Genomic DNA, 15,620 nt, shown 5'->3' with positions numbered 1-15,620 from the left:
GGCAGGCGTGTCGATCGGTCACGTCTTTAGCTGGATTTGTAAAGCGCCCGCAAGCGGTGCAAATCGGCGCGTCTGCGGGCCATTATGCCAAAGGCGTCGCATCTCCCGCAAACAGCGCCAGCAGGCCCAAGACCAGGAAGATCAACGCAGACACCAGATGCACCACGCGGATCGGCACCTTCTTCACCAGACGATCCCCCAGCCAGACCACGGGCGCATTGGCCAGCATCATGCCCAGCGTAGTACCCGCCACGACCCAGAAGTAGGCGCTGTACTGCGCAGCCAGCATGACGGTGGCGACCTGCGTCTTGTCGCCCATCTCGGCCAGGAAGAACGCCACCAGCGTCGTGCCGAACACGCCGAAGCGCGGCGCCGCACCGTCACCGTCGTCGTCCAGCTTGTCGGGAATCAGCATCCACACCGCCATGGCAATGAAGGAAAGACCCAGCACCCAGCGCAGCACCTGCGGCCCCAGCACGGTAGTCACCCACGACCCCACCGCGCCTGCCAGCGCGTGGTTGGCCAGCGTGGCCACGAAAATGCCCAGCACGATGGGCCAGGGCTTGCGAAAGCGTGCGGCGAGCACCAGCGACAGCAGCTGGGTCTTGTCACCCATCTCGGCAAGGGTGACGATGGCGGTGGAGACGAGGAAGGCTTCCATGGGGCGGTCGTAATAGATTTCCGGCCGGAAGTACATCGGACAGCATTGACCACGCCCCGACTCCGGCCTGATGGATCGGTACGCGGTCAATGGTCTCGCCCGACCCGCTGTGGCAGCGGGTCCCATGCACCATGGCGCCCAAGGGCCCCAAGTCTGTTGATGCATGCATCCTCTCGCGTCGCAGTCGCAGCGGACTAGCGCGGGGCAGGCTACTCCCCAAAGACAGCGGAGGATTGTATCCAGCGGAAGAAGGCACCTTTTTGCCCAGCTAGACACAGTAGTTACCCTGGAAAGTGTTGCAGGCGCGCAATTACGACATCCTTGGGGTTATGGCAATGCTTGATAATGGCCCTGCAGTTCTGCCATGCGGAAGTGCACGCTGCGGTGTCTGGTCAGTTTCGCGTCTTTGAAGTCGTCACAGGTTTGTTGATTGCGTCGGGCTCCATCGCATTTCATGTTTTTTCTAGGAGTCCGATCATGGGCAACAAACTCTACGTGGGCAACCTGCCCTATACCTTCCGCGACCAGGATCTGGAGCAGACCTTCAGCCAATTCGGCGCCGTGCAAAGCGCCAAGGTCATGATGGAGCGCGACACCGGCCGCTCCAAAGGTTTCGGCTTTGTCGAAATGGGCAGCGACGCTGAAGCCCAGGCCGCCATCCACGGCGCGCATGGCCAGAACTACGGCGGCCGCGACCTCGTGGTCAACGAAGCCCGTCCGATGGAACCCCGCCCGCCCCGCAGCGGCGGCGGCTTTGGTGGCGGTGGTGGCTACGGCGGTGGCCGCAGCGGCGGTGGCGGTGGTTATGGCGGCGGCTACGGTGGCGGCCGCTCCAGCTATTGATATTCCGCTGAGTCAAAAAAAGGAGCCTTAGGGCTCCTTTTTTTTGCGTCAGATTGACGACACGTGCGTTGAAAACCCCTTGCATCTTTACAAAGGTTCTGGCGCATAATGTTTTGACGAGGCTATTGCCTCGTAGAGGTTGCGGTGATCCGTCAGTTTTCGCGCATAGGGCGTCATTGTGATTAACTGGCTGCGGGTTCGGGACTCCGTCGCTCATTCCATTGTTTTTGAGGAGTCCCTTAATGGGCAACAAACTGTACGTCGGCAATCTGCCGTACTCGGTGCGTGACCAAGATCTGGAGCAAGCCTTCAGCCAGTTCGGTGCGGTGACCAGCGCCAAGGTCATGATGGAGCGCGACACCGGCCGCTCCAAAGGCTTTGGCTTCGTGGAAATGGGCAGCGATGCCGAGGCCCAGGAAGCCATCAATGGCATGAACGGCCAGTCCCTCGGCGGCCGCAGCATTGTCGTGAATGAAGCCCGTCCCATGGAAGCGCGCCCCCCCCGCAGCGGTGGCGGCGGCTTTGGTGGGGGTGGCGGCTACGGCGGCGGCCGCAGTGGCGGTGGTGGCGGCTACGGCGGTGGTGGCGGCTACGGCGGCGGCGGTGGTGGCCGCAGCGAAGGCGGCTTTCGCAGTCCCTACGGCTCCGGTCCACGTGGCGGCGGCGGTGGCCGTGGCGGCTACGGCGGTGGCGGCAACAACGGATATTGATTTTGGCAGGCGCGGGTAAAAGCGCGCTCCACCATCACAAGGCTCCCTCGGGAGCCTTTTGTCCTTCCAGGCCTCAGGGATTGGAAGATCGGCCCTGCCCCGCGCGATGCTTGCGTGGCCGTCCCGCCAGCAGCCGGTCGAACCACGCATCCGGCAATATGCGCAGCAGTTTGGCCACTACGCCCATCTGCCAGGGAATCACCCGGTATGTCGCCCCCGCCTCGATGGCACGGAACGCGCGGTCCGCAAAAGCCTGCGGCGGCAACAGGAAGGGCATGGCATACCGGTTCTCCCGCGTCAGCGGCGTATCCACATAGCCCGGGCAGATCGTCACCACCTGCACGCCGGTGCCGCGCAACTCCCCCCGCAGGCTCTCGCAGTAGCTGATCACCGCCGCCTTGCTCGCGCAATAAGCTCCATGGCCGGGGAGGCCCCGGATACCCGCCACGCTGCCGATTCCCACCAGCCGGCCGCTGCCGCGGCGGACCATCGCATCGATGAACGGATGAAAGGTGGCCGCCATGCCCAGGTTGTTGGTCGCAAAGGTCTGCGCCATGACATCGAGGTCGCCGCGCTGCGCCGTGTCCACCCCGACGCTGATTCCCGCGTTGGCCACCACCACATCGGGCACCCCTTGACGCTCCAGACAAGCGTGGCACGCCGCGATGACGCTGTCAGGCCGCGCTACATCTGCGCTATATATTTCATAGCTGTTCGCGCTTATCCCTACTGCCCTAGCCCAAGATTCGATCACATCCACGCGCCGCGCCACAAGGGCCAACCGCCACCCTGCCCGGTGGTAGCGCTCGGCCAGCGCCTGGCCGATGCCGCTGGAGGCTCCAGTGATCAACACCAGCGGGCGGTCTTGCGGAGCCGAACGTGACATCTCGGTCAACGGCGCACGGGTGCGGGCATCAGCGTGCCGCGCACGCGGCCGCGCAGTTGCATGACCTGCTCCAGGTTGTCGTAGTCCATGCTGTCGGCGGTGAACGTGTCGGCGCCGCGCTTGAGTGTTACGGGCTGGTCGGAGCGCACGCGCTCTTCATTCACCCATGCATGCAGGAACTCCCCCTGGAACTCCAGCCGCGGCACTGGCGCGCGGCCTTCGGGGGCAGACGCCTCGCGCGTGACGATGGCATTGCCGTAGAGCTGAACCTCGCTGCCGTCCCCGTTGGACAGGGCACGATTCGCACGGGCGGTAACGACGCGCCCCTCCTCTTTTACCGAGCGCATGCGCGCCTGGTCGATCTCCAGCGTGTCGTTGTCCGCGTAATGGCGCGCCAGGGTGCCGCGGATCTCGCTCTGCAGTCGGCCCGTGGCATCAAAGCTTTTGACCGCAAAGTCGCGCATGTAGTAGTCGGGCTCGTGGCTCACGGGGCGCTCCTGCGCCGGCTGCTGCGGCCGCGGCGCGTTGCGCACCAGCCACCAGGAGCCCAGCGCCAGCAGCCCCATGAGCAGCACGGGCAGGTAGAGCGACAGGCGTTCCCACGCCAGGTGTAGGCGTGAGGTCATACGGCATGCGCGGCCAACAGACCGGCGTAACGGCCACTGGCGACCAGCAGCAGGTCGCAGAACTCCCGCGCCGCACCCGCGCCACCCGGCGCGGCGGTGACATGGTGGGCGAGGGCGCGGGCCTCGATGTGGGCCTGCGCGGGCGCACAGGCGAAGGCCACACGGCGCATCACCGGCAGGTCGGGCCAGTCGTCTCCGATGGCGGCGGCCTGCGGCCACGACAGGCCCAGCTCGGCCAGGATGGACTCAGCCGCCGGGCGCTTGTCCTCGGTGCCGAAACGCGCATGCATCACCCCCAGCGCCTTCAGGCGCAGCCGCAGCGCCGGTGAATCACGCCCCGTGACCACCGCGGGCGTGATGCCCGCCTGCTGCAGCAGCTTGATGCCGTGTCCGTCAAGCGTATGAAAACGCTTGAGGGTCTCGCCCACTTCAGAGAAATACAGGCCGCCGTCGGTCAACACACCATCCACGTCGAAGAAGGCGACGCGCACCGGCTGCGCCAGCAGCAGGAGTTGCGGATCGAACTGCAGGGCCGGTTGCAGGGGGGGCAGCGGCGTGGCGTTGGACGGGGACATCAGATCACCTTGGCTCGCATCAGGTCGCCGATGTGCACCACGCCCACCAGCACGCCGTCGTCGTCCGTGACCAGCACGCTGGTGATCGAGTGATGCTCCATGGCCTGCGCCGCATCGGCCGCCAGGGCATCGGCTGCAATGGTGCGCGGGCTGGCATGCATGACGTCCTGGGCGCGCGTCTCGCGCAGGTCCACGCCGGCCTCGATGCGCCGGCGCAGGTCGCCGTCCGTGAAGATACCCACGGGCCGGCCCGCATCGTCTACCACCGCGGTGGCGCCCACGCCCTTGGCGCTCATCTCGCGCATCAGGGTGCTGAAATTGGCATCGGGCGGTACGTGCGGCACGTCGGCGCCCGCGCGCATGACGTCGCGCACATGGGTCAGCAGCTTGCGGCCCAGCGCACCGCCGGGGTGCGACCGCGCGAAATCCTCGGGGCGAAAGCCGCGCGCGTCGAGCAGCGCCACCGCCAGCGCGTCGCCCATGGCCAGCTGCGCCGTGGTGCTGGTGGTAGGCGCCAGGTTCAGCGGGCAGGCCTCGCGCTGCACGCTGCAGTCCAGCACCAGGTCCGCGTGGCGCGCCAGGGTGGACTGCAGCCCGCCCGTCATCGCGATCAGCGGGACGCCCAGGCGCTTGAGCACCGGTAGCAGCACGGTGATCTCGCTGCTTTCGCCGCTGTTGGAGAGCGCCAGCACCAAGTCGCCGTTGGTCACCATGCCCAGGTCGCCATGGCTGGCCTCGGCAGGGTGCACGAAGAACGCGGGCGTGCCGGTGGAGGCCAAGGTGGCGGCGATCTTGCGCCCCACGTGGCCGCTCTTGCCCATGCCCATGACCACCACGCGGCCCGTGGTTGCCAACACGCGCTGCACCACCTGCACGAAGCCGCCGCCCAGGCGTTCGCCCATGGCATGCAGCGCCTCGGCCTCCGTGCGGACGGTCTCGCGTCCCAGGCGCAGGGCCTGTTCGGCATTGAAAGACGAGGAAGCGGCAGGAGCGACAGGCATGGATGAATTCTATCGGTCGGCCCACCTGCGGCTCGGCTACGATGAAACATGTCCTCTCTCGCCCTGACCCTGCTTTACCTGCTGGCCGCCGTGCTGGGCGTGGTGGCATGCCGCAGCCTGCGGTTGCCGCCGATGATGGGCTATCTGGCGGCGGGCATCCTCATCGGCCCGCATGCCCTGGCCTTGACGCAGAACTCCGAAGGCGTGCGCCACCTGGGCGAATTCGGAGTGGTGTTCCTCATGTTCACCATCGGCCTGGAATTCAACCTGCCCAAGCTGCGTGCCATGCGCCGCCACGTGTTCGGCCTGGGCCTGCTGCAGGTGCTGGCGTGCATGGCGGCCTTCTCCGCATGGTTGCTGCTGCTGGCGCGGCTGACCGGCGGCGTGTGGGACATGGGCTGGCAGACCGCACTGGCGCTGGGCGGAACGCTGGCAATGAGCAGTACAGCGATCGTCGTGAAGCTGATGTCCGAGCGCGGCGAGCTGGAGAGCGAGCATGGGCGCAGGGTGTTGGGTATTTTGCTGTTCCAGGATTTGGCCGTGGTTCCCATGCTGGTGCTGGTGCCTGCGCTGGGGTCCGAGCCCGAGCAACTGCTGACGGCGCTGGCGGTCGCCCTGCTGAAGGCCACAGTACTCGTGGCGGTACTGCTGGTTGGCGGCCAGCGCGTGATGCGCTGGTGGCTCACGCAGGTGGCGCGGCGCAAGAGCGACGAACTGTTCATGCTCAACCTGCTGCTGGTCACGCTGGGGCTGGCCTGGCTGACCGAACTGGCAGGCCTCTCGCTGGCCCTGGGCGCCTTCATCGCCGGCGTGCTGGTGTCCGAGACCGAATACCGGCACCAGGTGGGCACCGATATCCGCCCCTTCCACGACGTGCTGCTGGGGTTGTTCTTCATCACGGTGGGCGTGATGCTCGACTGGCACGTGCTGGTGGAGCGTTGGTCGCTGGTGCTCGTGTTGCTGGCCGCGCCGCTGCTGATCAAGACGGCCATCATCGTCGCGCTGGCCCGCGGGTTGGGAACGACAACGGGCGTGTCGCTGCGCACCGCGCTGTACGTGGCGCAGGCAGGGGAGTTCAGCTTCGTGCTGCTGTCGCTCATGCAGGTCCACGGCCTACTGCAGCCCGCACTGATGAACCCGGTGCTGGCGGCCATGGTGCTGTCCATGCTGGCTACGCCATTTCTCATCCAGTACAGCAACCGCATCGTCATGAAGCTGGTGGCCAGCGACTGGCTGCAGCAGTCGCTGCAGGTGACCACCATCGCGCGCCAAGCCATCAACACCAGCGGGCACGTGCTGATCTGCGGCTACGGCCGCTCGGGGCAGAACCTGGCACGCATGCTGGAGCGCGAAGGCATCGCCTACATGGCGCTGGACCTGGACCCCGACCGCGTGCGGCAGGCCGCCGCCGCGGGCAACTCGGTCGTGTTCGGCGACGCCACGCGCCTGCAGGCGCTCAAGGCAGCGGGCCTGGCGCGTGCGGCCGCCCTGGTCGTCACCTACCTGGACACTCCCGCCGCGCTCAAGGTGATTCACCATGCGCGCACCCACGCGCCACAGCTCCCCGTGGTCGTGCGCACCCAGGACGACTCTCAACTGGAGAAATTGCAGGAGGCCGGCGCCACCGAGGTGGTGCCCGAGGCCATCGAGGGCTCGCTGATGCTGGCCAGCCACGCACTGGCGTTGGTGGGCGTGCCCATGCGCCGCGTGCTGCGCCTGGTGCAAGACCAGCGCGATGCACGTTACGGCCTGCTGCGCGGCTACTTCCACGGGGCGGACGACGACACGCCGTCCGAACGCGACCAGGAGCGGCTGTACTCCCTGTCCCTGCCCGCGGGCGCCGCCGTGGTGGGGAAGCCGCTGGCCGACCTGCCCCTGCATGGCATCGGCGTGCGTCTGGTCAACGTGCGTCGCGCCAGCGGCGCCATGTCCCCGCCCGACGACCGCACGCCCCTGGCCGAAGGCGACACGCTGGTGCTGTCCGGCCATCCCACCGCCCTGGGCCTGGCAGAGGAGAAGCTGCTGCGCGGCTGATTACACTGTGCGCCCTGGCGGTGCCCGGCAGGGTCTGCACATCCGAATCGTTCTCTCTTTTGCCCCACCCATGACAGCCCTTAGCGTCAACGACTACCTGCGCCAGCACATCCGCACCGTCCCTGACTGGCCCGCGCCGGGAGTGCAGTTCCGCGATATCACGCCCCTGCTGCAAAACCCCAAAGTGTTCCGCGTGCTGATCGATGCCTTCGTGCACCGCTACATGGACCGCGCGCTGCGCCCCGATGTGGTGGCCGGACTGGACGCCCGCGGCTTCATCCTGGGCGCGGTGGTGGCCTATGAGTTGAATGTGGGCTTCGTTCCCATCCGCAAGAAAGGCAAGCTGCCTTTCACCACCGTCGAGGAAACCTACGAACTCGAGTACGGCAGCGCGACCGTGGAACTGCACGCGGACGCGGTCCAGCCCGGCGACCGGGTGCTGCTGATCGACGACCTGATCGCCACCGGCGGCACGATGATGGCCGGCAAGAAACTGCTGGAAAAACTGGGCGCGACCGTCATGGAAGGCGCCGCCATCGTGGATTTGCCGGAACTCGGCGGCTCGGCACGCCTGCGTGCCAGCGGACTGCCGCTGTACACGCTGGTGGACTTCAGCGGCCACTAGGGCCTGTTCACACTATTTTTGCCAGATGCGTTGCGATCAAAAAGGGCCAGGCGCAAGGCGCCAAACGAAGCTGGGGTGCTACCCCAGCGAGGCTTGGCAACGCCGCGAATGGCCCTTTTTGATCGCAACCCGGAGGGAACGGAGTGAGAACCGCGCCATTCGTCGTTGCCCTCCTAGCCAAGGCCCCGGCCTTGGCGTCGTCACGCGCCTAGATTGGCGCGGTTTTCACGCCATTCGCACTGGCAAAAATAGTGTGAACAGGCCCTAGACCGCTGGGCTGCTGCAGTCCCCGCAGCCGGTTCTTCAGCGCAGGTCGCCGTATTGCGTGGAGCTGAGGTCGGACGACCGGCCGTCCTGCCCCGGCATGACAGTGTCCTCGAACCCCGTGGGCGCGGGGCTTGGCGGCAGCAGCGGGCCGCTGCGCGTGGTAACACCCAGAGCCGGCGCGGCCGCGGGCGCACGCGCCACAGCGCTGGTGAGCGCCTGCTTGAACGCCGCCACCTCGTCGGCCTCGATGGGCTCGAACCGCGGCGCCGCGCGCGCGGGCGCGGGTGGCACCAGCGGCGCTGGACGCGAGGGTAGTGCCGCTCCTTGCGACGCGGCAGCGGCGGGCCGGGGCGTCCCGGAAATGATGGGCGATGCGGGGGTGGCAGAAGCCTGCGGCGCGGGCGCCTGGGCGGCCGGGGTGCGCACCTGCACGCCCGTGCTGATCTGGTCGTTGGTGCGCCAATACACGGCAGTCACCAGGATGTCGAAGCGAGAACGGGCGGTCTGCGTCACCAGGGTTTCGATTTCGCCCAGCCGCGCCATGTCCCGCCCATACTCCGGCGCCAAGTCCATCATCACCAGGAACTGCGCCCCACGCTGGTCCAGCGACAGCACCTTGAACTTGTACCCCGCCGACAGCACGCCGGCACGCACCATGGCGTCACGCACCACGGTGTACAGCAGCTCGCGGCGCTCCATGCGTTCGTTCTTGCGGCCTGTGGCGGGCTCGGGGGCCGCGGCGGGTTGGGGCTCCAGCAGGGGTTTGCCTGCGCGCGCCGGGGCCGCGCCGTTGGTCTGGGCAGCAGCGGCGGGTGCAGGGCGCGCACGCGCGACCGGAGGCTTGGATTTGCGGGTGAACCAGCTGAACAATGACATGCTTGCCTTCGCGAAGAAGCGCTCAAAAAACGTCGGCAAGTGTACTGCGCGCGCCTCGGCCGAGGCGTGACAGTTGCAGGGTCGGCCGCGCCGCGATGGGCGCTGTGGTCACAAAGCGTGGCGCTCGCGCGCCGTGCTCAGGTCGCCGCAATGCGGCGGCGGCGGTTGCCCAGGCGCTTGGCCAGCACGGCGCCGGCCGCCATCGCCAAGTGCAGCGCTACCGCCGGTTGGCGATTGCAAAGTTCCGTAAAGCGCAGAGCGGGCAGGCTCCAGAGCTTGCTCGGTGCGCCCGCCTGCACCGTGGCGCTGCGGGGCTGATGGGAAAAAAACGCCCCCTCGCCCACCATCGAGCCGGGGCCGACGATGGCCAGGCGCAGCCGCTGCTTCTCGTCCTCGAAGTGCACGCTGAGCGAGCCGCTTTCCACCAGGTACAAGGTGCGGTCGTTGGTGCCCTTGGCGAACAGCACCTGTCCCGAGGGGATGCTGATGGGCAACAGGTAGGCGGACAGCCAATCCCACTGCTCGGCTGTGAGCACGTTGTTCATGCTGTCGTCCGCCGTCGCGTGCGTGATGGCCTGGATCAGACCCGAAAGGTCGACTTTGGAGGAGGGAGCGGTGATGGCATTCATCGGGCGCGAACGGTAACGCGCCGCCGTCATCTGCACAAGCACTCATTACCCTTACTTACACATGGCGTTGCGCGCCCGCCGCGCGGCTATTTGCCGATGCAGAAGCTGGAGAAGATGACACCGAGCAGATCGTCGGACGTGAACTCGCCCGTGATGGTGTTGAGGGCGTTTTGCGCCAGGCGCAGCTCCTCGGCCAGCAGGTCCAGCGCCGGCCCGTCGCTTTCCAGTTGCGCGGCCGCCTCCATGAGGTGGGCGTCCACGGCGCGCAAGGCTTCGATGTGGCGCGCGCGGGCGATGTACACGCCCTCCGCAGCCGACTGCCAACCCGCGATTTGCAGCAATTGCCGACGCAGCGTATCCAGCCCCTGGCCGGTGCGCGCGGACAGCAGCACCGCCTGGCTCTCACCCTCGCGCGCAGGCGCCGCCGCCTGCGGGGCGGCGTCGGCCTTGTTCCAGACGTCGACCACCGGCACGCCCGCGGGCAGCCGGTTGGAGAGCGTGTGCGCAATGGCGGCGTCGTCGTCCTGGTACTGCGCGCTGCCCCAGCGCGTGAGGTCGTGCAGGAACAGCACCGCGTCGGCGCCCGCGATCTCGTCCCAGGCGCGGGCGATGCCGATGCGCTCGACCTCGTCGTCGCTTTCGCGCAGGCCCGCCGTGTCGATCACGTGCAGCGGCACGCCCTCGATCTGGATGGTCTGCTGCACCTTGTCGCGCGTGGTGCCGGCGATCGGCGTGACGATGGCCAGTTCCGCCCCTGCCAGCGCGTTCAGCAGCGAGCTCTTGCCCGCGTTGGGCTGCCCGGCGATCACCACCTTGATACCCTCGCGCAGCAACGCGCCCTGGCTGGCACGCTGCATCACGCGGGCCAGCGATTGCTGCAAATTCGATAGCTGCCCGCGCGCGTCTGCCTTGCGCAGGAAGTCGATTTCCTCTTCAGGAAAGTCCAGCGTCGCCTCCACCAGCATGCGCAGGTGCACCAGCGCGTCGCGCAGCGTGTGGATCTCGCGCGAGAAGTCGCCCGACAGTGAACGGCTGGCGCCGCGCGCGGCCGCCTCCGTGCTGGCGTCGATCAGGTCGGCGATCGCCTCGGCCTGGGCCAGGTCGATCTTGTTGTTGAGGAAGGCGCGCTCGGTGAACTCGCCGGGCTCGGCCAGCCGCAGGCGGTCCAGCACGCCGCCCGTGGCCGCCTCCAGGCAGCGCGCCAGCAGCAGCTGCAGCACCACGGGGCCGCCATGGGCCTGCAGCTCCAGCACGTCCTCGCCGGTGTAGCTGTGCGGCGCGGGAAAGTACAGCGCCAGCCCCTGGTCGATGGCCTGGCCCGCGCCATCCCGAAACGGCAGGTAGGTGGCCTCGCGCGGCTTGAGCGCGCGGCCGCACAGCGCCTGCACCAGTGCGCCGATCTGCTTGCCCGAGACCCGCACGATGCCCACCGCGCCGCGCCCCGGCGCGGTGGCAATGGCAACGATGGGGTCGGAGTGGCGCGGCAGCATGGGCTTACAGGTGCGGTGGAGAGGGGCAGCGCATGATAGCCGCGCCCCGCCCGGCGCCATGAAGAAGGCCCGCGCGGGGCGGGCCTGGGGCGTGGGTCACGCATATTTGATAGCTGCTTGCGCTTGTCCAACGTCGGTTTCAGGGGTTTTTGTATCTGAAAACCTTTGTAGCCAAGCGCTGGCAGCTATCGTTTTTAAGGCCTTCGGCTTGCCGCGATCACTTGATGGTCGTCCACGCGGGCATGGGGCGATCGTCCGCGCGATGCGGCGTGTCCACGTTCTTGCGCATCGCCCAGGGGCGGATCTGGTGGTGCAGCGGCAGGTAGTAGTACTCGTCCTTGACCAGCTTGAGCGCGTCGTTGATCAGCGCGTCGCGCTTGGGGGCATCCATCTCGACCTTGATCTGCTGGATCATGCCGTCGAGCTTGGCGTCGGAAAAGCGCCCGCCGTTGTAGACGCCAGCCGAGGTCTTGCCGTCCTTGGTAGACATCAGCGAGTCCAGCGAATACAGCGCGTCGAACGTGGCCACGCCCCAGCCGAACAGGTAGGCGCTCACGTCGTTGTTCATCACGCGGGTGACGAACTGCGCCATGGGCGCGGTTTGCAGGTTGGTCTTGACGCCGATGCGCGTCCACATGGCGGTGACGGCCTGGCAGATGGCCTCGTCATTCACGTAGCGGTCATTCGGGCAGTCGAGCTTGAGCGAGAAGCCGTTCGGGTAGCCGGCGTCGGCCAGCAGCTTCTTGGCGGCCTCCACGTCGTACTTGGCGGCACGCTCGTCCAGTTGCTTGGTCCAGCCATGCACCATGGGAGCGATCATGGTGCCCGCAGGCACCGACAGGTTGCGCATGGTGCGGCTGTGCAGGCCCGCAGAGTCGATGGCCTGGTACAGCGCCTGGCGCACGCGCTTGTCCTTGAGCGGGTTCTTGCCGGCCGTGCCCGCGCCGGGCAGCTCGTCGCGGAACTGGTCCAGGCCCAGGTAGATGGTGCGGTTCTCGGCCCCTTCGATGAGCTTGATGTCGGGGTTGGCCTTCATGCGCGCCAGATCCTGCGGCGGCGGGTCGACCACGAAGTCCACCTGCCCCGAGATCAGCGCGGCCGAGCGCGTGGCGGCCGACTTGATGGGGGTGAACACCACCTCGTCGATGTTGCCCTTGGGCTTGTCCCACCAGTTGGGGTTCTTCTTGAGCGTGACCTTCACGTCCGGCTGCCAGCCCACCATGACGAAGGGGCCCGTGCCGTTGGCGTTGCGTGAGGCGTAGTTCTCTTCCTTGCCCGCGTAGTCTTGCGACTTCACCGAGTTGTGCTTCTCGGCCCAGGCCTTGTTCATGATGCGCGCCTCGGTCAGCTCGCGCAGCAGGATGGGATTGGGGCCCTTGAGGAACACGTCCACCGTGTGCTCGTCCACCTTCTTGACTTCCTTGACGCTCTGCACCGCGGACATCATGTTGGACGGCGCCGTGCCGGCACGCGTGAGCGAGAACACCACGTCATCGGCCGTGAATGGCGCACCATCATGGAATTTCACGCCCTTGCGCAGTTCAAAACGCACCTGTGTGGGGGAGACCTGCGTCCACTTGGTGGCCAGCGCGGGCTCGATCTGGTACTTGTCGTCATAGCGCACCAGGCTCTCGTACACCTGCTGCAGGAAGGCGTGCGTGGTCTGGTGGTTCTGCGCGTGGGGGTCCACGGTGAGGATGTCGTTGGCGCCGGCCCAGCGCATGGTGGCGGCGTGGGCGGTGCCCATGGCCACGAGCACGGCGGCCCCCAGCAAGCCCAGTTTGAAGGTGGTACGTTGAATCATCCGTCTGGCTCCTGTGTGTTGATGGTTACTACCGGATCACGTAGTAGCAATCATCGTACCGAAAACAACAACGGCCGCTGAGCGGCCGTTGCAGGGAGCGGGGGATTGCGGCCGGGAAGGCCGCGCTCCATCAGCGGAACTTGGGCAGGTTGAACTGCGGCGGCACGCCCATGCGGGTGTTGATGATCCACTGCTGCGCGATCGACAGGATGTTGTTCGTCAGCCAGTACAGCACCAGGCCGGCCGGGAAGAAGAAGAACATCACGCTGAACATCAGCGGCATCAGCCACATCATCTTGGCCTGCATCGGGTCCGGCGGCGCGGGGTTCAGCGCGGTCTGCAGCAGCGACGAGAGCGTCATCAGGAGCGGCAGGATGAAGAACGGGTCGGGCGAGGACAGGTCCTTGATCCAGCCGATCCACGGCGCATTGCGCATCTCCACGCTGGACAGCAGCACCCAGTACAGCGCAATGAACACCGGTATCTGGATCATGATGGGCAGGCAGCCGCCCATGGGGTTGACCTTCTCCTCGCGGTAGATGCGCATCATCTCCTGCTGCATCTGCTGGGGCTTGTCCTTCAGGCGCTCGCGCATTTCCATGATGCGCGGGTTGATGGCCTTCATCTTGGCCATGCTGGCGTAGGCCTTGGCGTTAAGCCAGTAGAACGCGATCTTCAACAGGAACACCAGCGCCACGATGGACCAGCCCCAGTTGGCGATCACCTTGTGCAACTGGTCCAGCAGCCAGTACAGCGGCTTGGCCAGGATGGTCAGCCAGCCATAGTCCTTGACCAGCTCCAGGCCCGGGGCCAGCTTTTCCAGCAGCGTCTCGATCTGCGGGCCGGCGAACAGGCGCGCGTCCACGGCCTTCGACTGGCCGGGGGCGATCTCGCCCAGCGGCGTGATCATGCCCACCGAGTACAGGTTGGTGTCCACCTTGCGCACGAAGTTGTCGCGCTGCACGCCGTCGCCCAGCAGCCACGCGGTGGCAAAGTAGTGCTGCACCATGGCCACGTAGCCGTTGCTGGAAGACTTGTCGATCTCGGCCTTGCCATTCTCGATGTCCTTGAACTCCACCTTTTGGTACTTCTTCGCCTCGGTGTACACGGCCGGACCGGTGAACGTGGAGTAGAACGACGACTCGCCCGCCGGCTTGTTGCCATCGCGCACCAGCTGCAGGTACAGCTGGGGCGATACCGGGGCCGTGCCCGTGTTGACCACCTCGTGCTTCACGGCCACGTCGTAGGCGCCGCGCTTGAGCGTCCAGGTCTTGACCAGCTTCACGCCGCCCATGTCGGCCGACTCGAAACGCACGGTCAGCTCGTTCTGGCCGTCCTGCAGTTCGCGCGGACCGGGCACGACCGCCATGGGGGTCTTGTGCGTGGGGAAGGCGCCGCCGGCACCGTTGCCGATGAGGCCCGTCTGCGCGACATAAACACGCGAAGCGCTCTCGTCCAGCAGCAGGAAGGGCTTGGTCTTGTCCTCCATCTCGGGATACTGCAGCAGCTCTCCGTGGACCAGCGAACCGCCTTCGGAGTCAAAGCTCAGGCGCAGCACGTCGGTGCTCACCGTCACACGCTCGCGCGGGATGGCGGCAGGCGGCANGCTGGCGGCGGCCACCGGCACGTCGGCAGCGCCAGCGCCGGAGGCCGCTACCGCGGGCGTGCTGGCCGTCTGCGCCGGCGGCGTGGGGAAGAAGGTGGCCTTGTTGCCGTTGTGGATCTGCCACTTGTCCCACAGCAGAACCATGGAAAAGCCAAAGATCACCCACAGGATGGTGCGGCGGATGTCGTTCATGAAGTCTTCTTACGTGAGGAAGAGGGAGTGTCGTCGGAAGGCGTGAGCCGTGAAAACAGGCGCATGCCGCGCGGCAGCTCCTGCGGCACGGGGTCCAGCCCGCCCTCGCACCAGGGATGGCAGCGCGCCAGGCGGCGCACGGTCAGGTAGCTGCCGGCCGCGGCACCATGTTGCTCCAGCGCCTGCAGAGAGTACACCGAGCAGGTGGGCTCGAAGCGACAGGCCGACCCGATCCAGGGACTTAGCAGCAGCCGGTAGCCGCGCACCAGCCCCATGAGCAGCGCGCGCATCATGGTCGCGCCCCTGTCGCGGCCGCCCTACTGCGGCGTTCGGCCGCGGCAAAGAGCTGTTCCAGTTCGGCGCGCACGGCTTGCTTCAAAGCCTCGGAGGTGGCGCTCACGAACTGCTTGCGATCAAAGCCCATGCGCAGGCGCACCACGTGCGCGCCGCTGGGCATGCGCGCCTCGAACCCGCTGGCCACGGCGTAGATCTGGCGCTTGATGGTGTTGCGCGTGACTGCGCGGCGGGCCCAGCGCTTGGGCACCATGGCGCCCAGCCACACGCCGCCCGCCTGCCCTCCAACGAGAAACAGGGCCTGCGATCCCTGCGCCTGCGGCGAGGAATCGGGCCCTGTGGCTGGCGGAACTCCATCGGTTGCCACCGGCGGCAAACCCAGCCGGTGCAGTGCGAAGTGCGCCGTGCGGGAGACGGTGCCTCCCGCCATGGCTGCCTGGAACTGGGGGCGCGTTTTCAGCCGATGCATGGGTGCAGCGTCCCCGGCAGGGAACTGGCGGT

Annotated in this window: 15 protein-coding genes and 2 pseudogenes; 4 read left to right on the top strand and 13 right to left on the bottom strand. The window is 66.9% G+C overall.

The window, feature by feature from the left end; genetic code table 11:
- Window positions 1–82: 82 nt before the first annotated feature.
- Window positions 83–661 carry a TMEM165/GDT1 family protein gene (locus OX89_RS00975; RefSeq protein ID WP_015914689.1) on the bottom strand — a complete coding sequence of 193 codons (579 nt, stop codon included), beginning with the start codon at window positions 659–661 and terminating at the stop codon, window positions 83–85.
- Between the two features lie 477 nt (window positions 662–1,138).
- Here OX89_RS00975 and OX89_RS00970 point away from each other — a divergent pair, with 477 nt between their 5' ends.
- On the top strand, window positions 1,139–1,504 hold the full coding sequence (locus tag OX89_RS00970; RefSeq protein WP_011807204.1) for an RNA-binding protein: 366 nt from the start codon (window positions 1,139–1,141) through the stop codon (window positions 1,502–1,504).
- 242 nt (window positions 1,505–1,746) lie between these two features.
- Window positions 1,747–2,214, top strand: a complete 468-nt coding sequence (locus tag OX89_RS00965; protein ID WP_047349224.1) for an RNA-binding protein — start codon at window positions 1,747–1,749, stop codon at window positions 2,212–2,214.
- 73 nt (window positions 2,215–2,287) lie between these two features.
- On the opposite strand, the gene OX89_RS00960 is transcribed toward OX89_RS00965, so the two are convergent.
- The 4 genes from OX89_RS00960 to OX89_RS00945 are packed head-to-tail and all read right to left on the bottom strand — an operon-like array spanning window position 2,288 to window position 5,302.
- Window positions 2,288–3,100: an SDR family oxidoreductase gene (locus tag OX89_RS00960; RefSeq protein ID WP_047349223.1), complete on the bottom strand. Its 813-nt coding sequence runs from the start codon at window positions 3,098–3,100 to the stop codon at window positions 2,288–2,290.
- A gap of 5 nt (window positions 3,101–3,105) precedes the next feature.
- Window positions 3,106–3,726, bottom strand: coding sequence for an LPS export ABC transporter periplasmic protein LptC (gene lptC, locus OX89_RS00955; RefSeq protein WP_047349222.1), 621 nt, complete (start codon window positions 3,724–3,726; stop codon window positions 3,106–3,108).
- Window positions 3,723–4,301, bottom strand: a complete 579-nt coding sequence (locus tag OX89_RS00950; RefSeq protein ID WP_047349221.1) for an HAD family hydrolase — start codon at window positions 4,299–4,301, stop codon at window positions 3,723–3,725. The genes lptC and OX89_RS00950 overlap by 4 nt, the downstream gene beginning before the upstream one ends.
- Window positions 4,301–5,302: an SIS domain-containing protein gene (locus OX89_RS00945; RefSeq protein WP_047349220.1), complete on the bottom strand. Its 1,002-nt coding sequence runs from the start codon at window positions 5,300–5,302 to the stop codon at window positions 4,301–4,303. The genes OX89_RS00950 and OX89_RS00945 overlap by 1 nt, the downstream gene beginning before the upstream one ends.
- 48 nt (window positions 5,303–5,350) lie before the next feature.
- Here OX89_RS00945 and OX89_RS00940 point away from each other — a divergent pair, with 48 nt between their 5' ends.
- A complete protein-coding gene (locus tag OX89_RS00940) occupies window positions 5,351–7,336 on the top strand; it encodes a monovalent cation:proton antiporter family protein (protein ID WP_047349219.1) in 1,986 nt (661 codons plus the stop codon).
- Between the two features lie 70 nt (window positions 7,337–7,406).
- Window positions 7,407–7,961, top strand: coding sequence for an adenine phosphoribosyltransferase (locus OX89_RS00935; protein WP_015914697.1), 555 nt, complete (start codon window positions 7,407–7,409; stop codon window positions 7,959–7,961).
- Between the two features lie 303 nt (window positions 7,962–8,264).
- Here the strand turns inward: OX89_RS00935 and OX89_RS00930 are convergent, their stop codons facing one another.
- The 8 genes and pseudogenes from OX89_RS00930 to OX89_RS00900 all read right to left on the bottom strand — a co-directional run bounded on the left by OX89_RS00930 (window position 8,265) and on the right by OX89_RS00900 (window position 15,588).
- Window positions 8,265–9,104: a hypothetical protein gene (locus OX89_RS00930; protein ID WP_047349218.1), complete on the bottom strand. Its 840-nt coding sequence runs from the start codon at window positions 9,102–9,104 to the stop codon at window positions 8,265–8,267.
- Between the two features lie 137 nt (window positions 9,105–9,241).
- The gene (locus tag OX89_RS00925; RefSeq protein WP_041839105.1) at window positions 9,242–9,733 is read right to left on the bottom strand and encodes a Crp/Fnr family transcriptional regulator; all 492 of its coding nucleotides are present in this window, start codon (window positions 9,731–9,733) and stop codon (window positions 9,242–9,244) included.
- 86 nt (window positions 9,734–9,819) lie between these two features.
- Entirely contained in the window at window positions 9,820–11,223 is a 1,404-nt protein-coding gene (gene mnmE / locus OX89_RS00920) for a tRNA uridine-5-carboxymethylaminomethyl(34) synthesis GTPase MnmE (RefSeq protein WP_047349217.1), read from the bottom strand.
- Between the two features lie 217 nt (window positions 11,224–11,440).
- Complete coding sequence (locus tag OX89_RS00915) at window positions 11,441–13,027, bottom strand: ABC transporter substrate-binding protein (protein ID WP_011807215.1); 1,587 nt, start codon at window positions 13,025–13,027, stop codon at window positions 11,441–11,443.
- A gap of 130 nt (window positions 13,028–13,157) precedes the next feature.
- Window positions 13,158–14,632, bottom strand: a pseudogene (gene yidC, locus OX89_RS00910) (membrane protein insertase YidC); the annotation flags it as partial.
- A gap of 1 nt (window position 14,633) precedes the next feature.
- Window positions 14,634–14,825 (bottom strand): annotated as a pseudogene (locus tag OX89_RS18895) (membrane protein insertase YidC); the annotation flags it as partial.
- Complete coding sequence (gene yidD / locus OX89_RS00905; protein ID WP_011807217.1) at window positions 14,822–15,118, bottom strand: membrane protein insertion efficiency factor YidD; 297 nt, start codon at window positions 15,116–15,118, stop codon at window positions 14,822–14,824. The pseudogene OX89_RS18895 and the gene yidD, both read right to left, overlap by 4 nt.
- Complete coding sequence (locus OX89_RS00900; protein ID WP_015914746.1) at window positions 15,115–15,588, bottom strand: ribonuclease P protein component; 474 nt, start codon at window positions 15,586–15,588, stop codon at window positions 15,115–15,117. Before OX89_RS00900 ends, yidD begins: the two co-directional genes overlap by 4 nt.
- Window positions 15,589–15,620 lie beyond the last annotated feature (32 nt).

Origin of the sequence: Diaphorobacter sp. J5-51 (assembly GCF_001023515.1) — a bacterium.
GTDB classification, from domain to species: Bacteria; Pseudomonadota; Gammaproteobacteria; order Burkholderiales; family Burkholderiaceae_C; genus Diaphorobacter; species Diaphorobacter nitroreducens.
Note: the sequence above shows the minus strand (reverse complement) of the source record. Positions and strands in the feature narration are given on the sequence as shown.